The 20913-nt window shown below is 31.5% G+C and carries 24 protein-coding genes; 21 read left to right on the top strand and 3 right to left on the bottom strand.

What is annotated here, in order from left to right; translation table 11 throughout:
* Positions 1–38: 38 nt before the first annotated feature.
* Genes AMN88_RS00190 through AMN88_RS00165 form a run of 6 tightly spaced genes read left to right on the top strand, consistent with a single transcriptional unit; the run spans position 39 to position 5637 of the window.
* On the top strand, positions 39–1280 hold the full coding sequence (locus AMN88_RS00190; RefSeq protein WP_075535896.1) for an NAD(P)/FAD-dependent oxidoreductase: 1242 nt from the start codon (positions 39–41) through the stop codon (positions 1278–1280).
* Positions 1281–2183, top strand: a complete 903-nt coding sequence (locus tag AMN88_RS00185) for a DMT family transporter (RefSeq protein ID WP_075535895.1) — start codon at positions 1281–1283, stop codon at positions 2181–2183.
* Positions 2176–3126 carry a D-2-hydroxyacid dehydrogenase family protein gene (locus AMN88_RS00180; RefSeq protein ID WP_075535894.1) on the top strand — a complete coding sequence of 317 codons (951 nt, stop codon included), beginning with the start codon at positions 2176–2178 and terminating at the stop codon, positions 3124–3126. Before AMN88_RS00185 ends, AMN88_RS00180 begins: the two co-directional genes overlap by 8 nt.
* Before the next feature lie 2 nt (positions 3127–3128).
* Complete coding sequence (locus tag AMN88_RS00175) at positions 3129–4028, top strand: histone deacetylase family protein (protein WP_075535893.1); 900 nt, start codon at positions 3129–3131, stop codon at positions 4026–4028.
* Complete coding sequence (gene msrB, locus AMN88_RS00170; protein WP_075535892.1) at positions 4025–4399, top strand: peptide-methionine (R)-S-oxide reductase MsrB; 375 nt, start codon at positions 4025–4027, stop codon at positions 4397–4399. Before AMN88_RS00175 ends, msrB begins: the two co-directional genes overlap by 4 nt.
* Positions 4400–4404: 5 nt before the next feature.
* Complete coding sequence (locus tag AMN88_RS00165; protein ID WP_075535891.1) at positions 4405–5637, top strand: YbiU family protein; 1233 nt, start codon at positions 4405–4407, stop codon at positions 5635–5637.
* Here AMN88_RS00165 and grxC read toward each other — a convergent pair.
* Positions 5634–5891, bottom strand: a complete 258-nt coding sequence (gene grxC, locus AMN88_RS00160) for a glutaredoxin 3 (RefSeq protein ID WP_023854244.1) — start codon at positions 5889–5891, stop codon at positions 5634–5636. The genes AMN88_RS00165 and grxC overlap by 4 nt on opposite strands.
* Positions 5892–5894: 3 nt before the next feature.
* Positions 5895–6191: a TIGR03643 family protein gene (locus AMN88_RS00155; RefSeq protein ID WP_075535890.1), complete on the bottom strand. Its 297-nt coding sequence runs from the start codon at positions 6189–6191 to the stop codon at positions 5895–5897.
* 117 nt (positions 6192–6308) lie between these two features.
* Here AMN88_RS00155 and AMN88_RS00150 point away from each other — a divergent pair, with 117 nt between their 5' ends.
* The 15 genes from AMN88_RS00150 to AMN88_RS00080 all read left to right on the top strand — a co-directional run bounded on the left by AMN88_RS00150 (position 6309) and on the right by AMN88_RS00080 (position 19686).
* Positions 6309–6923, top strand: a complete 615-nt coding sequence (locus tag AMN88_RS00150; RefSeq protein ID WP_075535889.1) for a LysE family translocator — start codon at positions 6309–6311, stop codon at positions 6921–6923.
* 86 nt (positions 6924–7009) lie between these two features.
* Complete coding sequence (locus AMN88_RS00145; RefSeq protein WP_075535888.1) at positions 7010–8248, top strand: amino acid ABC transporter substrate-binding protein; 1239 nt, start codon at positions 7010–7012, stop codon at positions 8246–8248.
* A 64-nt stretch (positions 8249–8312) separates the two neighbouring features.
* The gene (locus AMN88_RS00140) at positions 8313–9206 is read left to right on the top strand and encodes a branched-chain amino acid ABC transporter permease (protein ID WP_075504533.1); all 894 of its coding nucleotides are present in this window, start codon (positions 8313–8315) and stop codon (positions 9204–9206) included.
* A 14-nt stretch (positions 9207–9220) separates the two neighbouring features.
* Positions 9221–10270 carry a branched-chain amino acid ABC transporter permease gene (locus AMN88_RS00135; RefSeq protein WP_075535887.1) on the top strand — a complete coding sequence of 350 codons (1050 nt, stop codon included), beginning with the start codon at positions 9221–9223 and terminating at the stop codon, positions 10268–10270.
* Positions 10267–11007 (top strand): ABC transporter ATP-binding protein, encoded by a 741-nt coding sequence (locus AMN88_RS00130; RefSeq protein ID WP_075535886.1) that lies wholly within the window; start codon positions 10267–10269, stop codon positions 11005–11007. Before AMN88_RS00135 ends, AMN88_RS00130 begins: the two co-directional genes overlap by 4 nt.
* Positions 11007–11792 (top strand): ABC transporter ATP-binding protein, encoded by a 786-nt coding sequence (locus AMN88_RS00125; RefSeq protein WP_075484363.1) that lies wholly within the window; start codon positions 11007–11009, stop codon positions 11790–11792. Before AMN88_RS00130 ends, AMN88_RS00125 begins: the two co-directional genes overlap by 1 nt.
* On the top strand, positions 11792–12496 hold the full coding sequence (locus AMN88_RS00120; RefSeq protein ID WP_075535885.1) for an AzlC family ABC transporter permease: 705 nt from the start codon (positions 11792–11794) through the stop codon (positions 12494–12496). Before AMN88_RS00125 ends, AMN88_RS00120 begins: the two co-directional genes overlap by 1 nt.
* Entirely contained in the window at positions 12486–12809 is a 324-nt protein-coding gene (locus AMN88_RS00115; RefSeq protein ID WP_075535884.1) for an AzlD domain-containing protein, read from the top strand. The genes AMN88_RS00120 and AMN88_RS00115 overlap by 11 nt, the downstream gene beginning before the upstream one ends.
* 39 nt (positions 12810–12848) lie before the next feature.
* A complete protein-coding gene (gene glaH / locus AMN88_RS00110; protein WP_075535883.1) occupies positions 12849–13760 on the top strand; it encodes a glutarate dioxygenase GlaH in 912 nt (303 codons plus the stop codon).
* 32 nt (positions 13761–13792) lie between these two features.
* The gene (locus tag AMN88_RS00105) at positions 13793–14560 is read left to right on the top strand and encodes a pyrroline-5-carboxylate reductase (RefSeq protein ID WP_075535882.1); all 768 of its coding nucleotides are present in this window, start codon (positions 13793–13795) and stop codon (positions 14558–14560) included.
* Between the two features lie 5 nt (positions 14561–14565).
* Positions 14566–15354: an ABC transporter ATP-binding protein gene (locus AMN88_RS00100; RefSeq protein ID WP_082254596.1), complete on the top strand. Its 789-nt coding sequence runs from the start codon at positions 14566–14568 to the stop codon at positions 15352–15354.
* Entirely contained in the window at positions 15354–16061 is a 708-nt protein-coding gene (locus AMN88_RS00095) for an ABC transporter ATP-binding protein (RefSeq protein ID WP_075535881.1), read from the top strand. The genes AMN88_RS00100 and AMN88_RS00095 overlap by 1 nt, the downstream gene beginning before the upstream one ends.
* A gap of 1 nt (position 16062) precedes the next feature.
* The gene (locus tag AMN88_RS00090; RefSeq protein ID WP_075535880.1) at positions 16063–17073 is read left to right on the top strand and encodes a branched-chain amino acid ABC transporter permease; all 1011 of its coding nucleotides are present in this window, start codon (positions 16063–16065) and stop codon (positions 17071–17073) included.
* A 35-nt stretch (positions 17074–17108) separates the two neighbouring features.
* A complete protein-coding gene (locus AMN88_RS00085) occupies positions 17109–18440 on the top strand; it encodes a branched-chain amino acid ABC transporter permease (RefSeq protein WP_075484366.1) in 1332 nt (443 codons plus the stop codon).
* Positions 18441–18516: 76 nt separating this feature from the next.
* Positions 18517–19686 (top strand): MFS transporter, encoded by a 1170-nt coding sequence (locus tag AMN88_RS00080; RefSeq protein ID WP_075535879.1) that lies wholly within the window; start codon positions 18517–18519, stop codon positions 19684–19686.
* A 32-nt stretch (positions 19687–19718) separates the two neighbouring features.
* Here AMN88_RS00080 and AMN88_RS00075 read toward each other — a convergent pair whose 3' ends face one another.
* Positions 19719–20909: an ABC transporter substrate-binding protein gene (locus AMN88_RS00075; protein ID WP_075535878.1), complete on the bottom strand. Its 1191-nt coding sequence runs from the start codon at positions 20907–20909 to the stop codon at positions 19719–19721.
* Positions 20910–20913 lie beyond the last annotated feature (4 nt).

The raw sequence follows: 20913 nt of genomic DNA, 5'->3' as shown, positions 1-20913 counted from the left end.
CACTCTGATAAATTAATTTTTACTTGTATAACAATCTTATGAATAAAAATCTTAAAGTAGGAATAGTTGGAGCAGGAATTCAAGGTGTATCTAACGCATTGTTTCTTCAAAAAAAAGGTTTCAATGTAACTATCTTTGACAGAGACAACCCTGGTAGCCAAGCCGCCTCTTATGGTAATGCAGGTCACTTTTCACCTTATGCATCTCTTTCTTTAAATAGAACTGATGTTTTAGCGGACGTCCCAGCTATGTTACTCAGTTCCACAGGTCCCCTTGCTTTAAAATGGAATTATGTACCTAAAATGATTCCATGGTTTATAAAATTTATTATGAATACTACCAAAACTAAGATGATGCATACTGCTAAAAATATGCACCAAATTTTAGATCTAGCTTTACCTGCATATGATGAATTATTTGAAGAGATAGACTTAGAAGGTTTGGTTGAAAACAAAGGAATTCTTTATATCTGGAATGATAAAGATTTAAAAAGTAGAGAATTAGAAATTAAAGTTAGAGATGAATTAGGTGTTGAACAACAATTGGTCACTAAAGCCGAAATACACGATCTTGAACCACATATTAAACCATTTTACCATGCTGGCGTATATTATCCTTATGCAAGACATGCAAGAAATCCGAAAAGAATTCTTTTAAAACTATTTGATTTATTTTTGCAAAAAGGTGGAAAATTTAACAAAGTAAATATTAAAGATATTAGTTTTGATGAAGAAAAACCAGTTTTTAAAACTGAAACTCAAAGTTATGTTTTTGATAAAGCAGTAATAGCTTGTGGAGCTTTTTCAAAAAAATTAACAGATAATCTTGGTGAAAGAATTCCTTTAGATACAGAGCGTGGATATCATGTTCATTTTAAAAATTGTGATCATTTATTAAGTAGACCCGTCATATTTTCCAACCGTGGATTCGGAATTACACCGATGGAACAAGGTTTAAGAGTTGTTGGAACTGTAGAATTTGGTGGATTAGATAATCCATTATCTAAATCAAGAGTTAAAAATTTGATAAATAATGCAAAATATATGCTTGGTGATTTACCTGAACATGAGGATGAGTGGCTAGGTTTTAGACCAACTTTACCAGATTTTTTACCTGTTATGGGGCCATCAAAAAATTACAAAAATATTTATTATTGTTTTGGGCATCATCATTTAGGATGGACTTTAGGTCCAATTTCTGGAAAGATTGTTTCAGGGATGATAGCGAACGAAAATACAAATTTAGATTTAAAACCTTATAGTTCGCTTAGATTTAGTTAAGTGACTAAAGATAATAATTTTTTAGCTTATTTATATCTATTTTTAACAGTAACTTTTTGGGCAGGAAATTTTGTAGTAGGTAAACTTGCAAGTTTTTATGAAGTTCCTCCTTTTTCATTAAATTTTTATCGATGGCTTTTTGCTTGGTTAATTTTAGCACCTTTTACAATTCCTGAAATATTAGAGAAAAGAAACTATATAATTAAAAACTATAAACTTTTTATTGTTTTGGGAGTTACTAGTATTACAGTTTTTAATTCAATTGTTTATTATTCATTAAATTTTACTCAGGTGATTAGTGGAGTTTTAATGATTTCAACTATACCTGTGATGATTATGTTGTTTTCTTCAATTTTAAAAATTGAAAAGACAAATATTTTTCAAATTATAGGGGTAGTCTTTTCTTTTGCTGGTGTAGTTATGATTATTACAAAAGCAAATTTGGAAATATTAAAAAATTTAGATTTCAATAAAGGTGATATTACAATGGTGATAGCAATGTTTTCATGGGCATTATATTCAACATTGTTAAAGGGAAAACAATATGAGTTAACTCAAATATCATTACTTCAAGTAGTAATTACTTTTGGTTTAATATTTTTGATACCAGTTTATTTTATAGAATATCAAATTGGCTTTAGGATTAATTTAGAATTACCTTTTATTTTAATTTTATCTTATGTAGTTTTGTTTCCAGGTTTGGCATCTTTTATTTTATGGATAAAAGGAATATCTATGATTGGTGCTAATCGTTCTGGTGTTTTTTTACACCTAATGCCAATTTTAAGCGCAATAATGGCGATGATTTTTTTTAGTGAAAAATTTATGTTTTATCATATTTTAGGCGCTTGTTTTATTATTACAGGAATATTGTTATCAAATAAGAAAGTTAAAAATGCTTAAAGTTGCTATATTAGATGATTACCAAAACGTTGCCCAACAGTTTGTAGATTTAGAAAAACTATCTGGGAAATATGAGTTTAAGATTTTTAGCGAACCTTTTTTAGATGAAGCAGATGCAATTGATCAGTTAGCTAATTTTGAAGCTTTACTAATAATGAGAGAAAGAACTCCAATCACAAAAAATTTAATTGACAATTTAAATGATTTAAAATTTGTAATCACAAGTGGATTACGTAATAGATCTATTGATTTAGAAGCTGCAAAGAAAAGAAAAATTACAGTTTGTGGTACAGATATAAATTTAAACCCAACACCTGAATTAACTTGGGCATTAATTCTTGGCTTGGCTAGAAATTTTAAAGAGGAGTTTGACAATATGTATCAAGGGTATTGGCAAACTACAATCGGAGTAGAATTAAAAGGAAAAATCCTAGGCTTAATTGGTCTAGGCAGAGTAGGTACAGAAGTTGCAAAAATTGGAAAAGCATTTGGAATGCAAGTAATGGCCTGGAGTGAAAACTTGAGCTTAGATAAGTGTAAAGAATTAGACGTACTCCCTTGTAGCAAAGATGACTTAATTACAAACTCTGATGTACTTTCAATTCACGTTCAAGGAGGTGAAAGATACAAAGACTGTATTACCATAAAAGAATTTGATAAAATGAAAAAAACAGCATTTTTGATTAATACTTCTAGAGGACCTATTGTTAATGAAGATGACTTAATTATTGCATTGTCAACGAATGTAATTGCAGGAGCTGGAATAGATGTTTATGACAAAGAACCCTTACCAGAGAATAACAAACTTCGATTTTTACCAAATGCATTGCTTACTCCGCACATAGGTTATGTAACAGCTGAAAATTATAGCATTTTTTATAACCAAATGATTGAAGGACTAGAGGCTTGTGTAAATGGAAAGCCTATCAGAGTTCTAGAGTAAAAATGGATCTCCCTGTTGTTAATCATGAGGATTATTTTGCCAAAATTGGCGATGATCATAAATTTCCAATTAATAAATTTGGAGAGTTAGCAAACTACTTAACTCAAAACAAAATAGTAAGTAAATTTCATAAACCTTCAGCCTGTTCATTTGAAACATTAAGCTACGCACATTCAAAAAATTATATATTGGATATTAAAAATAAAACTTTAAGCAAAGAAGGAGTAAAAAAAATTGGATTTCCACTTGTAGATAGTGTTGTGCAAAGATCCTTAGTTGCTACAGGCGGAACTGTTCTCGCATCTAAACTTGCAATAAATTATGGTATTTCATGTAATACAGCAGGAGGTAGTCACCACGCAAGTTATGACGGAGGTGCAGGTTATTGTGTGTTTAATGACGTTGCAGTTGCAGCACATTATTTACTTAATAGAGGTCTAGCAAATAGAATTTTGATTGTTGATCTAGATGTTCACCAAGGTAATGGCAATTCAGAAATCTTTAGAGACAACAGAAGTGTTTTTACATTCAGCATGCATTCCAAAACTAATTATCCTGCTAAAAAATCAAATAGTGATTTAGATGTAGAACTTGAGGATAACTTAGAAGATGACGCTTATATCAAAACACTTAAACATTATTTAAAAGAGCTAAATCAAGAAAATTTTGATTTTATTTTTTATATAGCAGGTGTTGATATTCATTTTAATGATAGATTGGGTAAATTAAAAATCTCTGACGAGGGAATAAAACTTAGAGATGAGCTTGTGGTAGAAAACTTTTTTTCTAGACGGATACCATTTTGTGGAGTTTTGGGTGGTGGTTACAACAAGGATTTCAATAAACTTGTTGAATTACATTCATTGTTACATCAATCTTGTGCTAAATATATAGGATCATGACAAAAAAAATAAATCCAAATTTAACTGCAGAACAAAAATTAATTTTATTCGAAGAGGGGACTGAGCGTGCAGGATCAAGTGAGTTAAATTATGAAAAAAGGGAAGGAAGTTTTCATTGTGCAAATTGTGGAGAAAAATTATTTGACTCGAAAACGAAATATGAGAGTGGATCAGGTTGGCCTTCTTTTTATGAGTCTCTACCAGATGTGTTTGAAACAAAAACAGATCACTATTTAGGTTATGCAAGAACCGAATATCATTGTAAAAAATGTGGCGGACATCATGGTCATATATTTGATGATGGTCCTAAACCAACTGGAAAGAGATTTTGCAATAACGGAGTATGTTTAGTTTTTAAACCAAAGAGCTAAATTTAATGTTTGAAGATATTGATATAAAGACAATAAAAAAAGAATTAAGAAATTTTTCAAAAAATTACATAGAAAATTTCAATAAAATAGAAAAATTTTTAAAATCTGAAATAGATGAAATTTTAACTCTTAAAAAAAAGAATAAATCTATAATTCCTGAGATAAGTTTTAATCAGATAGATCAGGAAAATATTCAAGAAATAAGAAATATTAAAAAAAGAGGCTGCGTAATTATCCGTGATGTTTTTGATGACAAAATGATACAGAATTTGAATGAGAAATTAGAGAAATACATCGATGAAAATAATTATTATGAGGATCAAAAAAAAAAATCTAATTTAGATAAATATTTTAGTGACTTACAGTCTGCAAAACCTCAAATTTATGGTCTTTATTGGTCAAGAGCACAGATTGAAATTAGACACTCAGAGCAAATGGCTAAAGTAAAAAAATGGCTAAATAATCTTTGGATTTATGAAAACTCTGAATATAAAGTTTTTGATCCAAATAAAGAATTATCTTATGCAGATAGAGTAAGAAGAAGAGAGCCAGGGGATGATACTTTGGGACTTTCTCCTCATTGTGATGCTGGATCAATTGAAAGATGGACCGACAGTTATTATCAAAAAATTTATAGAGATATTTTTTCTGACAACTTTGAAAAATATAATCCATTTGATGCAAAGTATAGAGATAGAACAATAGAATTCGAGTCACCTGCGGTTGCACATGTATTTAGAACATTTCAAGGATGGACTGCTTTAACAGAGCAAGGACCAAGTGATGGAACTTTACAATTAATACCTATTGCTAAAGGAATTGCTTATGTTTTAACCAGAGCATTACTAGATGATGTTGAAGAAAATGAATTGTGTGGATCAAAACTTGGTAGAGCTTTATCAGTAAACAAAGATTATCATTCATTACTGTTAAAAGGTTTAGTTTCAATTCCAAAAATGAAACCAGGTGACACTGTTTGGTGGCATCCAGACGTTGTTCATGCCGTTGAAGACAAACATTCAGGAAAAAATTATTCAAATGTTGTTTACGTTGGTGCAACACCATATTGTAAAAAAAATTTGGATTATACAGTAAAACAATCAAAAAAATTTTTAGAAGGAAAGAGTCCACCAGATTTTGCAGCTGAAGATTATGAAATTAAATATAAAGATAGAGTTAAACTAAAAGATTTAAGCACTTTAGCTAAGAAACAATTAGCTTTAGAGGAATGGAATTAATTATTTAAAAGATCTTGAAGTTTATTTTCTTTTTCTAATGCTCTTACTTCATCATAACCACCAATATGCTGGTCATCAAAAAAAATTTGTGGAATAGTTCTTTTTCCATTAGCTTTTTTAATCATTTCATCCATTGCTCCATCAACTTTTGAAATATCAATTTCATTATAAGGCGCATTATTTCTAGCTAATAATCTTTTTGCAGCCTCACAATAATTACATAGCGGACCTGTATACATGGTAATTTTTTTCATGAACTATAGATAGTCACCTTTCTTAATTTTACTAGCTATTTCTTTTCTAGAATATTCAAATTTTTTTCGATGTTTTATACTTTTTTGGTTTACTCTTTTTCTCCATAACCGGAAAGATGATGGTTTTAGAGATCTTCGCATAATTTTAATTACATCAGACTCTTTCTTTCCTGTTTTTTTTTCAATTTCCTCGAAAGTGATCCTATCTGCCCAGGCTGCCCAAATGATCCAATCCGGATCGTCCATTTTGGGCTCTGGATTTTTGACTCTGGTAATTGGCCTGTGACCTTTTTTTTTCATAAATCCTTTATATTTGAAAAAAATATTTAATGCATTTTTTTTAGCCTCTGATATTATGTATTAGATAGTCCTTCTTAGCCATCTTTAGCTCCCGGTTTTTAAGGACTATCTTTTTTTATGCTCCCCCTAGATTTTATACTTTATCTACAGATAATTATTTTTTTATTTATTACACCCGGAACTCCCAGGATTGTAATTATCTCTTATTCAATGAATTATGGAGTTGGAAAATGTATATGGTCTGCTTTAGGTGATGTTACAGCAAATTTAATTCAAGCAACTTTAGTTATTTTTGTCATTGGATCTTTTTTTTCAGAGAACTCAATGATACTTAATGCGTTTAAATGGATCGGAATAATTTATTTATTATATTTAGCTTATGATATTTATAAATCTCGACCAAAAAGTATTTCAAGCGATGGAGAAATAGAAAAAAGTAACTTATCTTTTTTTAGAGATGGTTTTTTAGTTGCTGGTACAAGTCCTAAGGCTTGGATGTTTTTTCCTTTTATTTTTCCTCAATTTATAGACTTTAATTCTAATTTAGTGGTTCAGTTTGTAATTTTAATTACAACTTACATAGTTTTAGATTTTTTATCTTTGATTGGCTATGCAATGCTCGCACAAAAATTAATAAAGTGGATAACTGCTAATCCAAAAACAATTAATACAATTTCTGCGAGTGTTTTAGTAATTATTGCCGCAATAATTGTTGTAACTCAACAATATTAATTAGATTTGGCCTTTATTGCCACTTGCATAAAATAAAATTTCTTTATTTAATCATTACATAATTAATTAATTAAAGAGGAAATAAAATGAGATTAAATAAAATAATTTTAAGTTTTGTTTCTGCATTAGTAATTTTATTCTCAACTTCAGTTGCATCATTTGCAAAAGTTGTTGGTGATAAAATTATTTTAGGTGCTGCAATTTCCCTAACTGGTAAATACTCATCTAATGGTGTTCATACTCAAAATGGTTATAACATGGCCGTTGACAGAATTAACAGCATGGGTGGTGTTAAAGTTGGTGGAAAAACTTATAAGTTTGATATTATTTATTACGATGATGAGTCAAACCCTAAGAGAGCTGCACAGCTTGCAGAAAGATTAATTTCACAAGATGGTGTTGAGTTTATGCTTGGCCCTTACAGTTCTGGTTTAACTAAAGCGATTGCGCCAGTGACTGAAAAATATGGTGTTCCAATGGTTGAAGCAAATGGTGCATCTAGATCTTTGTTTACAAAAGGTTACAAATATCTATTTGCTGTATTAGCTCCAGCTAACTTGTATCTTGATGTTGCTATCGAAACAGCGGTTGAGTTAAATGGTGGAAAACCAGTAAGAATTGCACAAGCGTTTGAACAAGATGCATTCTCACAGGACGTTAGATTAGGTATTTTAGATGCTGCAGAAAGAACTGGTTCTAAAATTATAATCGACGATAAATTACCTAAAGAGCTTAATGATATGGCTGCTACTTTGGTTAAAGTAAAACAGATGAAACCAGATGTACTTGTTGTATCAGGTCACACAAAAGGTGCGTTAACTGCGATCAGACAAATTGCTGAAATGAAAGTTGATGTTCCTATGTTGGCTATGACTCACTGTGATGCTGCTAAGCTATCTAAACAGCATGGTAAGAACTCACAGTACGCTCTTTGTGCTTCTCAATGGCACAAGTCATTAACTTATAAAGATGATTTCTTTAAAGATGGTATGACTTATGCTGCAGACTTTGAGAAAGAGTTTGGATATGATCCACCTTACCAATCTGCTGAATCTTCAGCTGCTTTATTGGTATTCAAAGATGCATTTGAAAGAGCAAATTCTTTCGATCAAAAGAAAGTAAGAGATGCTCTTGCAGCTACGAATATGCAAACATTCTATGGAAATATTAAATTTGCACCTGGTGGTCAGAACGTTGACAAACCAATGGTACTTTTCCAAGTAATGTGTGATGCTTCAGGAAGTTGTGAAAACAAAGTTGTTGCTCCATTAAAATGGGCATCAGCTAAGTTGATACATCCAATTCCTAAGTGGTCAGAAAGATAAAATAAAATACTAAAGCCCCCTAGTCATAGGGGGCTTTTTTTTATATAACCCAAAAATACTTTTTATGGATTTTCTTGTATTCCAATATCCTATGATAACTCTTCAAGCTTGCTTGGATGGTATTTTGCTAGGAGTTTTGTTTGCATTGATTGCATATGGAATGGCACTTCAATGGGGTGTGATGAATATAATTAACATTGCACAAGGAGATCTTGTAATTTTAGGAGGATACATTGCATACTTTATGTATCTCTATGGTATTCATCCAGCATGGGGAGTAATTGTTGCGCCAGTAATAATGTACTTTGTTGGTATAGCGATTTACAAACTCGTAATTAATAAAGTAGTAGATAGAGATCTATTTATCTCTATTTTAGCAACTTTTGGAATAAGTATTCTTTTCATGCAACTAATGAATTTTGCATTTGGTGCAGACGTCGTACTTGCAAATTCTGGTTACGGAACAACTATGTTGTTTGATAATAATGTTGTGTTACCAAATTCAAAAATATTTTCAGCGTTTATAAGCATTGTATTTGCAGTTTGTTTGGTTATTTACATGAAAAAATCTAAGTTAGGACGTGCAATTAGAGCTACAGCTCAAAATGCAAGAGCTGCAAAGATTTTAGGTGTCGATACAGAAAAAGTTTATGCTGCAACATTTGGAATAAATGCTGCTCTTTGTGGTGTTGCTGGTGCTTTGATATCTATAACTTTCACAATTCATCCTTACATGGGATTGCCCTACACAATCAGATCTTTCATGATCGTAATTGTTGCAGGATTAGGAAACTTACCTGGTGTAGCAATGTCGGGAATGGGATTAGGAGTATTTGAAGAATTTGCAGATTATATACTGGGTACAGAATTTAGAATTGGTTCAGTATTTTTATTATTAGTATTAATCCTTGTTTATAGAAGGTTTAAACTTTCAAGAAAAAGAGAATATTTAAAGTAAGATTGAGATGAAAAATGAATAAGAATTTTGTTTTATATGCAGCAATATTAATATTTGGATTAGCTGCCCCTTTTCTATTTCCAGCCTTTAAAGTTCAGCTCTCAATTCTTTGTGTTTTAATAGTTCTTGCTACTACTTGGAACATCCAAGGTGGGGAGATGGGGTATAATTCATTTGGAAATATATTATTTTACGGATTAGGAATGTACTTATGTGCTTCTGTTCAAGTTGGAATGTTTTTTCCATTAGCTGAATGGACAGAGAGTGGAGGGGAAAAAACATTTGTTCATACTCCAACACAGTTTTTTCAAGGTATGGCAGTTGGACTTGTCGTAGCTGCTGTAGTTCCAACTATTGTAGCTGGTTTGATAGGATATTCTATTCTTGGGCTTAGAGGACATTATTTTGCAATTTGTACATTAGGTTTAGGTGTAGCTGCGGGTGAAATTTCTGGTGGAATAGAAATTATTGGAGCAGGTCAAGGCTTTACTACACCACCTTTTCCAAATGTTGGTAGCTTAGAAGCAAGGGGGGAGTTTTTCTATTTCTTAAGCTTCTTTACATTAGTGCTCACATTCATTGCAGTTCGTTCAATCTATTCTACAAGATTTAAATTAATACTTAACGCTATTAGAGATAATGAGGATAAAGCTGAAGCAATGGGTATTGAAACAATGAAGTATAAAATTATTGGTTGGATGATCTCAGCTTTCTTTTGTGGATTGGCAGGAGGAATTATGGGTGGCTTGGTTGGATACATCGATTCAACAGATGTTGCATTTGACGGAAGAGAAATGGGAGTATTCATGGTACTGATGGCAATACTTGGAGGTAAAGGAACTCTTTGGGGCCCAATTATTGGTGCAACTATATTTCACATTTTTAAAGAAGGCTTTTGGACATTCTTTTTGGGTTGGCAGTATGTTGCTCTTGGAGTTTTGATTGTTGTGATTGTGATTTATTTTCCAGAAGGAATTATGGGATGGCTTAGAGAAAAATATCCAGAGCGATTTGGTGAAGTGGTTGATGAAAAAGATCGTAAAGCACAGGTGGAACTTAAATGAGCATTTTAGAAGTTAGCAATGTAAGTAAATCTTTTGGAGGTGTTAAAGCTAACGTTGACATTTCAATGAATGTTGAAAAAGGGAAGATAGTTGGATTAATTGGGCCAAATGGTTCAGGAAAAACTACATTATTCAATTCGATTGTAGGAACTTACCCAATCGATAAAGGATCTATTAAATTTAATGGAAAAGAAGTTTCTGAGTTACCAGTCCCTGTAATTGCTAAGTTAGGATTATTGAGAACTTTTCAGCAAACAAGAATTTATGGAAAACTTAATTGTATAGAAAATATGCTTATTAGTCATAAAGGTAGTGACGCAGATTTAATGAAAATATTTTCAAAGATCCCAAAAGAATTAACAGATAAAGCTGAAAATTTATTAAATTTTGTGGGATTATATCAAAAAAGAAAGCTAAGAGCTGGAGATTTATCTTTTGGTCAACAAAAATTACTGGAGCTTGCTATGGCATTAATGAATGAACCAGAGATGTTATTACTTGATGAACCCACAGCTGGGATTAATCCAACACTAATAAATGGTATTATTGATAGATTAATTAAAGTTAACCAAGATTTTGGAATAACGCTTTTGGTTATTGAGCACAATATGAGAGTGATTATGCAATTAGCAGAGAATATTTTTTGTTTAGCTCATGGTAAAATGTTAGCCAATGGATCGCCAGATGAAATTAAAAATGACAAACGTGTCATTGACGCGTATTTAGGAGCTCAATAATGTCTAACCAATATGAAGTATTAGGAAAAGCTCCGACACCAGATGATTTAAAAAAATTATCTCCAAACGAAGTTCATTTAACTATTAAAAATTTAAACGCAGGTTATGGAAAAATGGAAATTTTACATAATTTTGATTTATTCGTAAATAAAGCTCAGTCTTTATGTTTAATTGGACCTAATGGTGCAGGTAAATCTACAATTCTTCATTCAATATATGGTTTTACAAATATTTTTTCTGGTCAAATTGAACTTGAAGGAAAAGAAATTACAAATCTTACCCCAGCAGAAAAGTTAAAGTCAGTTGGTATAGCTTATATATTGCAAGATAACTCTGTATTTCCGGATATGACAGTAGAAGAAAACCTATTAATGGGAGGATATATAAAAGAAAAAACAGATGAGTCATATGAAGAGGCTGAAAGAATTTTTGAAAAGTATGAAAGGTTAAGAAATAGAAGAAACCAACCAGCAAAAGTTTTATCTGGTGGGGAGAGAAGATTGTTAGAAATATCTAGAGCATTAGTTATGAAACCTTCAGTGCTTTTAGTAGACGAGCCGTCAATTGGACTTGAACCCAGATATATTGAGATGGTTTTTGAAATATTAAGAGATCTTCAGCAAAATGAAAAAAAAACAATCATTCTAGTAGAACAAAATGCCAAAAAAGGATTGGAGTTTGCGGATATAGGATACGTTTTAGTATCAGGGCAAACTGCAATTGCAGGTAAAGGAGACGATTTACTCCAAAATCCTGATGTTGGTAGACTGTTCCTAGGTGGATAATGATTAATAAAAATTTTTTCTTTAAAGGATATAGATCTATATTTACTTATGATAGTCCAGCTATAGCTCTTACTTGTTGCTTTATAGCAATTGGTGCTCTCTTTAAAAATTTAGGTTTTAATATCCAGGAAAGTATTTTTTCAACTGTTTTAACTTACGCTTTACCAGGTTCATTGGTAATGGCAGAGTCTATGTTGATTGGAGCATCTTTATTAAATATTTTTCTAGCAGTTTGGTTTGTAAATGCTCGACTTTATCCAATGGCTGTATCTTTATTTCCATTAATGATGCACAAATCTCAACCTAAGTGGAAGTATTACTTTTCTTGTCATTTTATTGCTGTTTCGGCGTGGTTAATCATGAAAAGCAATTATAAGAAAATTCCAAAAGAATATAGGATTGATTATTGGATTGGAATCGGAAGTGCAACAGTAAGTGTATCTGTTATTGGAACATTTATAGGTTTTTATTTTTCAGAGTACATGAATAAAGATATGATGGTTGGATTGGCAATTCTTAATCCTGTATATTTTTTATGCATGATGGTTGGAGCATCAAAAACTATACAAGTTACATTATCTGTATTACTTGGAATAATTTTAGGACCAATTATTTATTTATTTTCACCTGAGTGGTCAATTCTGTTAGCAGGTGTAATCGGTGGAACGATAGCCTATTTAGTTGGAGAGTATAATGTCAGCTAATATCGTTTATGCAATTTTAGTTACATCTCTTGCTACATTTTTATCTAGATTTTTAGGTGCTCTTACCTCTCAGGGTATTAAAGAAACATCAAAACTTTTTAAGTGGTTCAATTGTTTAGCCTATGCAACTTTAGCAGCATTAATAGCAAGAACTATAATTTTTCCTGCTGGTGTATTAATAGAATCTAGTTATTACAGTAGATCAATTGTTGTATTTTTATCCTTATTTGTTTTTTTTATTTCTAAGAAAAACTTTGTTTATCCTACAATTTTTTCAGCTATTTGTATGGCAATAATTAATAATTATATCTGATTAAATTGATTTATAAAATAAGGTAAAATAAAATTTGAAATGCAAAAAATTAAAGGCATAGACATTCAAAAACACGATAAATCAAATAGGATTATAAAAATTAGTTTAGAAAATGATATAATAGATAAATTAATTTTTCCGTTTAATAAATTTGATTTAACAGCATTAGAGCTAAAACCATTTACAAGATTTACTTTAGCTAAAAGTTTAGATGATTTATCAAATAATAAATTAAGCGAATTAATGAACTCAATTATTAGAGATAGATCTACAGGTTGCTTTATTATTGGACCAAAAAATATAACTGCAAAAATTAATGATACATTTTTAGTTAAGTTATCAACTGCTATAGCTCATCTAATTGGTGTACCTAATCATGATGCCATGGCAGGAAAATATTATGCTCGTTTTCATGTTAAACATGAAGATAGTAGCGACTCTTATTTAAGAAAGGCTTATAGGAATATGGATCTTCATACAGATGGGACATATGTGAAAGATATAACCGACTGGTTAATTATGACAAAAATTGATGAGCAAAATGTTGAAGGTGGTGAAACAGCTATGTTGCACCTTGATGACTGGGAGCATTGTGATGATTTATACAATGATCCAGTTGGGAGACAAAATTTTGTTTGGGGGTCACCAAAAAGTAAAAATATTGATTACAAGGTAGAGCATCCAGTTTTTTCAACTGATAAAGAGGGAAGACCAACGATATCTTATATAGATCAATTTCCAGAACCTCAAAATATGGATCAAGGAAATTTTTTACAAAGATTATCTGATGGATTAGAGGAAAGTAAAAATAAAATAATTACAAAATTACCTGTTGGATTCTCTGTGATTGCAAATAATTATTTCTGGCTTCATGGAAGAAAACCCTTCAAAGAAAACAAGGAATTAAGCAGAGAATTACTAAGAATTAGAGGTTCTTTTTTTGTTAATTAATTCAATATAATCAATATAAAGTATCCAAAATTATGAATTTAGGTTTTATTGGTACTGGAAAAATTGCAGCTTCAGTGATTACTGGAATATGTAAATCAAAAATTTCCTATAAGAAAATTATTATTTCTCCAAGAAATAAAAAAATAGCTCTTGGGTTAAAAAGAAAGTTTAAAAAAATAGTTATTGCCAAAGATAATCAACAAATTGTAGATCAATCTAATTGGGTATTTTTATCTGTTACACCTACTGTTGGTGAAAAAATTATTAAAGATTTAAAATTTAAATCGACCCAAACAGTTATTAGTTTTATTTCAACAATTACTTTATCTCAATTAAAGAAAGCAATTAAAGTAAAAGCAAAAATTGTAAGAGCAATACCTCTACCTCCAATTTCATTAAAGAAAGGTCCTGTACCTATTTGTCCCCCTAATTCAAAAGTTAAAGCGTTTTTCAATAACTTGGGCACAACTGTAGAAATTAAGAATGAAAAATCGTCTATAAATTTTTGGTCAACCTCTGGCATGATGGCGCCTTTTTATGAGATGTTGAGAGTAATGACTGATTGGTTGGTTAAAAGAGGGGTAAAAAGAAATAATGCACAAAAATATATTACTTCTTTATTTTTAGCTTTATCTGAAGATGCTGTAGTAAATTCAAAAGAAAATTTAAAGAATTTAGTAAAAGAGTCTCAAACGCCAAAAGGGTTAAATGAACAAGGCGTGAAAGAATTAACCAAATCAGGTTTTTATAAATCTCTAGAAAAAACTTTAAATAGTATCCACAGAAGACTAAACAAATAAATCAAATGTCTGAAAATATTTTAGAGATTAATAATTTAAGTAAATATTTTGGAGGATTAGCTGCAGTTTCGGATTGTTCAATAAAAGTTAAAAGAGGAACAATCACTGGTATTATTGGACCCAATGGATCTGGTAAAACAACTTTATTCAATTTAATTGCTGGAAACTTAAAATCCTCTGGTGGCAATGTTGTTTTTGATGATGAAAATATTACTGATGTTCCATCTTATGAATTATTTTCTAAAGGGTTATTAAGAACATTTCAAATTGCACACGAGTTTTCAAATTTATCTGTTTTAGAAAATTTAATGATGGTTCCTGGAAATCAATCTGGTGAAAAGATAATGACTGCATTATTTAAACCAGGTTTAGTTGCAAAAGAAGAAGCTGTAGTTAAAGAAAAAGCAAAAGAAGTTGTTGAATTTTTAAATCTAGGACATCTATCTAATGAGCTTGCTGGAAATCTTTCAGGCGGACAAAAGAAATTACTAGAACTTGGAAGAACCATGATGGTTGATGCAAAATTAGTACTATTAGATGAAGTGGGGGCTGGAGTTAACAGAACTTTGTTAAAAGATCTTGGAACTGCAATAGAAAAGTTAAATAAAGAAAAAGGTTATACTTTTTGTATGATTGAACATGATATGGATTTTATTGGAAGATTGTGTGATCCAGTGATTGTAATGGCTGAGGGGTCAGTATTATTTGAAGGAAGTGTTGAAGAAGCAAAAAAAGATGAGAAAGTTATCGAAAGCTATCTTGGAAGAGGATCAAAATTAAAGGATAAAAATTAATGGCATATTTTGAAGGAATAGAAATGACAGGTGGTTATGGTAATGGTCCTGACATTATTAGTTCGTGTTCAGTAAATGTTAATAAAGGTGAAATAGTTTCTATTTTAGGTCCTAATGGAGCTGGTAAATCAACTGCCATGAAAGCAATGTTGGGCTTGCTGAATTTAAAGTCCGGATCAGTAAAGATTGACGGTAAGGATATTTCAAAATTATCTCCTCAAGACCGCGTTAAGCAAGGTATTTCTTTTGTGCCACAGACTAAAAATGTTTTTGCAGGGATGACTGTTGAAGAAAACTTAGAAATGGGTGCATTTCTTGTTGAAAATGAAATCAAAAATATAATTGAAGAAATTTATGAATTGTTTCCAATTTTAAGAGAGAAAAGAAATCAGATGGTTGGTGAACTTTCTGGAGGTCAAAGACAACAAGTAGCTCTAGGTCGAGCTTTAATGATTAAACCCACAGTTTTAATGTTAGATGAACCAACTGCAGGTGTATCACCAATTGTGATGGATGAATTATTTGATCATATCGTAAAAGTAAAAAGGACAAACGTTGCAATCTTAATGGTAGAACAAAATGCAAAGCAAGCCTTAAGCATTTCAGATAGAGGCTATGTACTAGTGACTGGAGAAAATCGTTATTCAGGAACTGGAAAAGAATTATTAGACGATCAAAGAGTAAGAAGCTCTTTTTTAGGAGGGTAATATGGATTTTATAAATGCAATAATTCTTTTATTAAATTATATTTTTATTCCTGCATTAACTTATGGTTCTCAGTTAGCACTGGGTGCAATATTTGTAACACTTATTTATGGAATTTTACGCTTTGCTAATTTTGCAACTGGTGACATGATGTCTTTTGGAACCATGGCAACGATTTTATTTACATGGTATTTTCAATCTTTAGGTGTTTCTTTAGGGGTTTTACCTACCGCTTTGTTAGCTATCCCATTTGGAATTATTTTCATGATTCTTTACATGCTTTTAATAGATAAATTTGTATTCAAATATTATAGACATCAGAAAAGCCCTCCAGTTCAGTTTGCAATGGTAAGTATTGGTGTAATGTTTGTAACTCAAGCAGTGGTAAGAATTATAATTGGACCTGGTGACAGAAGATTTTTTGATGGAGAAAAATTTATTATTAAAGCCCGTGAATTTAAAGAGATGACGGGTTTAAATGAAGGTCTTGCATTAAAATCAACTCAAGTAATAACTATTTTTGTAACAATAGTTTTAGTTTCTTTATTATTTTGGTTTTTAAATAGAACCAAAACTGGAAAAAGTATGAAAGCTTATTCTGATAATGAAGATCTTGCTTTATTATCAGGTATTGATCCAAAAAAAATAGTTTTAGTTACTTGGATAATTGCTGGAATTTTAGCTACAATAGGTGGAGCATTGTATGGTTTAGATAAAAGTTTTAAACCGTTTACTTATTTTAACAATATGCTTCCAATTTTTGCTGCTGCAATTGTTGGAGGAATTGGAAATCCATTTGGAGCTTTTTTAGGCGGATATGTAATTGCTTTTTCTGAAATACTGCTCACTTACGCATATAAAAAATTCTTTATGTATATTTTACCAGAAAGTATGGAGCCAAATAGTTTGGTTCAGTTACTATCTACTGATTATAAGTTTGCAGTCTCGTTCTCTATTCTGGTAATTGTTTTAATTTATCGACCTTCGGGAATATTTAAGGGGAAAGTATTGTGAGAAAAAACCTAAATGTAATTGCAGCTTACAGCATCATGATGGTGCTTATTTTAATGGTTGGGATATTTCAGTCTTGGAATATTGCTTTATCAATATTTAATCTTTGTTTGATTTCTGCAGTGATGACAATGGGTGCGAATATTCAATGGGGGTATGCTGGTTTAATTAATTTTGGAATTATGGGTTATACAGCTTTAGGTGGTTTAGCTGCGGTATTGATATCTGTCGATCCTGTTCAAGAAGCCTGGAGGGCAGGAGGTTTCGACATTCTAATGTCATTATGGCTGATAGTAGTAATGGTATTAGTTATACGCTTTATTTTAAAAAGATTTGAAAAATCAAAAATCAGAACATACAGCATAGCTGCAATAATAATTTCAGGTATTTTACTTATTAGATTTTCTGCAGAGCCAGGTATAGAAGCTATTGAAGCAGTTGATCCTGCTAAAACTGGTTTCTTAGGAGGATTTGGGTTACCAATTATATTTTCTTGGATAGTTGGAGCTCTTTTTGCGGGGGGTTTAGCATTTATAGTTGGAAAAGTTGCACTTGGTCTTAGAGCAGATTATTTAGCTATTGCCACTTTACTTATTTCTGAAATTGTTATTGCAATTATTAAACACGAAGATTGGCTCACAAGAGGAGTTAAAAATGTTATTGGATTAAAAAGACCTGCACCTTATGAAGTAGATCTTCAAACAACAGATTGGTTTATTAAATTAGTTGAAAAGTTTAATGCAGGAAAATTAAGTGTAATTGAGAATTTAGCTGATAGACAAGCTGCTTTAAACCAACTTGTTATTGAAGGTTCATCAGTATTTGTAAAACTGTGTTATTCAGGATTATTCTTAGTAGTAGTAATTATTCTTTTAATTTTAACCCAAAAAGCTCTTTATTCTCCTTGGGGAAGAATGATGAGAGCAATTAGAGATAATGAGGAAGCTGCAAATGCAATGGGTAAAAATGTTGTTAAGCAACATTTATTAATTTTTATTTTAGGCTCTGCAATTGTTGGAATTGCGGGTGCAATGCTTGTTACACAAGATGGTCTATTTACTCCAGGAAGTTATAGACCTATGAGATATACTTTTTTGATTTGGGTGATGGTAATTGTTGGAGGAAGTGGAAATAATTTTGGAGCAATTTTAGGAGGATTTGTTGTTTGGTTCTTATGGATTGAAGCTGCACCAATATCATTATTCTTAATAAACTTTTTCACTGCGGGAATACCTGAAACAAATGCACTTAAAGCTCATTTAATTGAAAGCGTTCCTTATTTCAGATTTTTACTGATGGGATTAGGATTATTGTTTATAATGAGGTATAGACCTAAAGGTATACTTCCTGAAAAAATAGAAATAAAGTAAACGTAATGAAATATATTATATTAGGTGCTGCTGCTGCTTGGGCTTTGTATATTGCTGACAAGTATTTATTCTTTTAATGAATAAAAATCTTTCGTTACTTATATTAAGCCAGATTTTTGCTTTTACAGCTGCCCCAGTCACTGTTTTTTTAAGTGGTATAATTGGTTCAAAATTTAGTCCAATAAAATCTTTAGCAACTCTTCCAATGGCTTTGTCAGTCGTTGGAATTGCCTTATTCGCTTTTTTTGCTGCAAAGTTAATGAGTATAATTGGACGGAAATTGGGTTTCATTTATGCATCAGTAGGTACATGTTTTGCATCTCTTTTAACTGCATACTCTATAATTATAGAAAGCTTTGTCTTATATAATTTAGGATGTTTTTTAATTGGTGGAGGAATAGCGTTTAGCCATCAGTATCGTTTTGCAGCAGTGGAGGTTGTGGATAAGGATTATGCACCAAAAGCAATTTCTATCATTTTGTTAGCAGGAATAGGTTCAGCGTTTATTGGTCCAAACATTGCAAACATTTCTAAAGGATTTATTTCAGATCATATGTATGCAGGTTCTTATCTTGCACTTGCCATTTTATCTATCTCATCAACAATATTTTTAATTTTTTATCAGGAACCAAAAACGATATCTAGTAATCAATATAAAACTGGAAGAAGTTTTTTTGAGCTTATCTCTCAACCTAGATTTCTACAGGCGCTCGTAGCTTCAGCTTTTGCCTATGCTGTAATGACTTTTTTAATGACAGCAACTCCTATAAGTATGCATCTGATGGAGAAAATAAGTTTAAGCAAGACTGGATTTGTTATTCAGCTTCATATAGCAGCCATGTTTTTACCTTCACTAGTTACAGGAAATTTAATTAAAAGGTTTGGTCATAGTAAAATAATGTACGTGGGAGTTTTATTGTTTTTAGTCACAATTATTACCAGTTTATTTGAACAGAATTATATTAACTATATGGTTGCACTTATTTTTCTGGGGCTAGGGTGGAACTTTCTATTCATTTCAGGAACAAGCTTACTTGTTTTGTGTTACAGAGAAGAGGAAAAATTTAGAGCTCAAGGTTATAATGATTTAATTGTTTATTCTATACAAGCATTAGCTTCTTTATCTGCAGGAGTATTTCTTAGCTTAACTAGCTGGAAAACTATGAATTTAATATGTTTGATTTTTCTAATTATCATAGCTCTATCTACAATAAGAGCTGATTTAAAAAAAAACCCCAGTAATTAAATTACTGGGGTTTTTTTAATTAAGATGAAAAATTATCTTTGTTTTTTAGTTTTGAATTTTCCGCCTTTAACTTCTTGTTCTAAGAAAGAACCTTCAGCTTCACCAACACTAGTAAAAGTTACTCCAGTAGCACCTTCGTAATTAATCTTTTTACCTTTTGCTAGTAAGTCTAAACCTTTCTTAATTTCACCTGGATAAATTTTAGTTCCAGGAGCATTAGCAACATCCATTACATTTTTTGCAATTGATGCTCTATCAGCAGAGTTACCTGCTTGCATTGCAAGAACGATTAAAGCAGCTGCATCGTAAGATTCACCTGTGTAAGGACCAGAAGCTTCTACACCCCCAGCTTTTGCAACTTCAGCAAATATACCTGCACCTTTACCAGTAGAACCTGGTAATGATCCAAATGATTTACTTAAATCTTTTCCGAATGCATCAACTAAAGATTGACCAATCATACCATCTGATAAAATAAATCTATCAAACGCACCAGAGTCTAAAGAAGCTTGAATAATTCCTTTTCCTCCTTGGTCAAGATAACCAATAACTGCTACAGCATCACCACCAGCAGAAGCAAGAGTTGCTACTTCAGATGAGTAATCTGCTTTTCCATCTTCGTGAGCAGTTACAGTTGTAACTTTGATACCATGAGCTTCAACTGCTGCTTTGTAAACATCAGCCAAACCTTTACCATAGTCATTGTTAGTATAAGTGATTGCAACACTTTTTACTTTTCTGTCTTTAGTTATATCAGCTAAAATTTGACCACCTCTAGCATCTGATGGAGCAGTTCTAAAGAAATACCCTTTGTCATCTAGAGTTGTTAATCCTGGAGAAGTGGCTGAAGGTGAAATCATTACTACACCATTTGGTACAGCAACGTTAGTTGCAATAGCACCAGTTACACCTGAACAGTCTGCTCCCATAATTGCAGCTACACCACCTGAAATTAACCCTTCAGCTGCAGCTGTTGCTGCTGCTGAGTCAACACAAGTTGAGTCTGCTCTTACTGGCTCAATTTTTTTTCCGCCTAATAGTGAACCTGAATCAGAAGCTTCTTTAAATGCAAGCTCTGCAGATGCAGCCATAGCTGGAGTTAGAGATTCAATAGGACCAGTGAATCCTAAGATGATCCCCATTTTAATCGAATGTCCGTCTGCCATTACATTTGAACCAAAACTTGATACAAACATAAATACAGCGATAAATAGTTTTCTCATTATC

This window comes from Candidatus Pelagibacter communis, assembly GCF_001180165.1.
GTDB lineage: Bacteria > Pseudomonadota > Alphaproteobacteria > Pelagibacterales > Pelagibacteraceae > Pelagibacter > Pelagibacter ubique_P.
The sequence above is the reverse complement of the archived record's forward strand: the minus strand, read 5'-3'. Positions and strand labels throughout refer to the sequence as shown.

Excerpts from the sequence above, each read along its gene's own strand:
- AMN88_RS00190 (WP_075535896.1), top strand. The coding sequence starts at position 39 with ATGAATAAAAATCTTAAAGTAGGAATAGTTGGAGCAGGAATTCAAGGT.
- AMN88_RS00180 (WP_075535894.1), top strand. The coding sequence starts at position 2,176 with ATGCTTAAAGTTGCTATATTAGATGATTACCAAAACGTTGCCCAACAG.
- AMN88_RS00175 (WP_075535893.1), top strand. The coding sequence starts at position 3,129 with ATGGATCTCCCTGTTGTTAATCATGAGGATTATTTTGCCAAAATTGGC.
- msrB (WP_075535892.1), top strand. The coding sequence starts at position 4,025 with ATGACAAAAAAAATAAATCCAAATTTAACTGCAGAACAAAAATTAATT.
- AMN88_RS00165 (WP_075535891.1), top strand. The coding sequence starts at position 4,405 with ATGTTTGAAGATATTGATATAAAGACAATAAAAAAAGAATTAAGAAAT.
- grxC (WP_023854244.1), bottom strand. The coding sequence starts at position 5,891 with ATGAAAAAAATTACCATGTATACAGGTCCGCTATGTAATTATTGTGAG.
- AMN88_RS00155 (WP_075535890.1), bottom strand. The coding sequence starts at position 6,191 with ATGAAAAAAAAAGGTCACAGGCCAATTACCAGAGTCAAAAATCCAGAG.
- AMN88_RS00150 (WP_075535889.1), top strand. The coding sequence starts at position 6,309 with ATGCTCCCCCTAGATTTTATACTTTATCTACAGATAATTATTTTTTTA.
- AMN88_RS00145 (WP_075535888.1), top strand. The coding sequence starts at position 7,010 with ATGAGATTAAATAAAATAATTTTAAGTTTTGTTTCTGCATTAGTAATT.
- AMN88_RS00140 (WP_075504533.1), top strand. The coding sequence starts at position 8,313 with ATGGATTTTCTTGTATTCCAATATCCTATGATAACTCTTCAAGCTTGC.
- AMN88_RS00135 (WP_075535887.1), top strand. The coding sequence starts at position 9,221 with ATGAATAAGAATTTTGTTTTATATGCAGCAATATTAATATTTGGATTA.
- AMN88_RS00130 (WP_075535886.1), top strand. The coding sequence starts at position 10,267 with ATGAGCATTTTAGAAGTTAGCAATGTAAGTAAATCTTTTGGAGGTGTT.
- AMN88_RS00125 (WP_075484363.1), top strand. The coding sequence starts at position 11,007 with ATGTCTAACCAATATGAAGTATTAGGAAAAGCTCCGACACCAGATGAT.
- AMN88_RS00120 (WP_075535885.1), top strand. The coding sequence starts at position 11,792 with ATGATTAATAAAAATTTTTTCTTTAAAGGATATAGATCTATATTTACT.
- AMN88_RS00115 (WP_075535884.1), top strand. The coding sequence starts at position 12,486 with ATGTCAGCTAATATCGTTTATGCAATTTTAGTTACATCTCTTGCTACA.
- glaH (WP_075535883.1), top strand. The coding sequence starts at position 12,849 with ATGCAAAAAATTAAAGGCATAGACATTCAAAAACACGATAAATCAAAT.
- AMN88_RS00105 (WP_075535882.1), top strand. The coding sequence starts at position 13,793 with ATGAATTTAGGTTTTATTGGTACTGGAAAAATTGCAGCTTCAGTGATT.
- AMN88_RS00100 (WP_082254596.1), top strand. The coding sequence starts at position 14,566 with ATGTCTGAAAATATTTTAGAGATTAATAATTTAAGTAAATATTTTGGA.
- AMN88_RS00095 (WP_075535881.1), top strand. The coding sequence starts at position 15,354 with ATGGCATATTTTGAAGGAATAGAAATGACAGGTGGTTATGGTAATGGT.
- AMN88_RS00090 (WP_075535880.1), top strand. The coding sequence starts at position 16,063 with ATGGATTTTATAAATGCAATAATTCTTTTATTAAATTATATTTTTATT.
- AMN88_RS00085 (WP_075484366.1), top strand. The coding sequence starts at position 17,109 with ATGATGGTGCTTATTTTAATGGTTGGGATATTTCAGTCTTGGAATATT.
- AMN88_RS00080 (WP_075535879.1), top strand. The coding sequence starts at position 18,517 with ATGAATAAAAATCTTTCGTTACTTATATTAAGCCAGATTTTTGCTTTT.
- AMN88_RS00075 (WP_075535878.1), bottom strand. The coding sequence starts at position 20,909 with ATGAGAAAACTATTTATCGCTGTATTTATGTTTGTATCAAGTTTTGGT.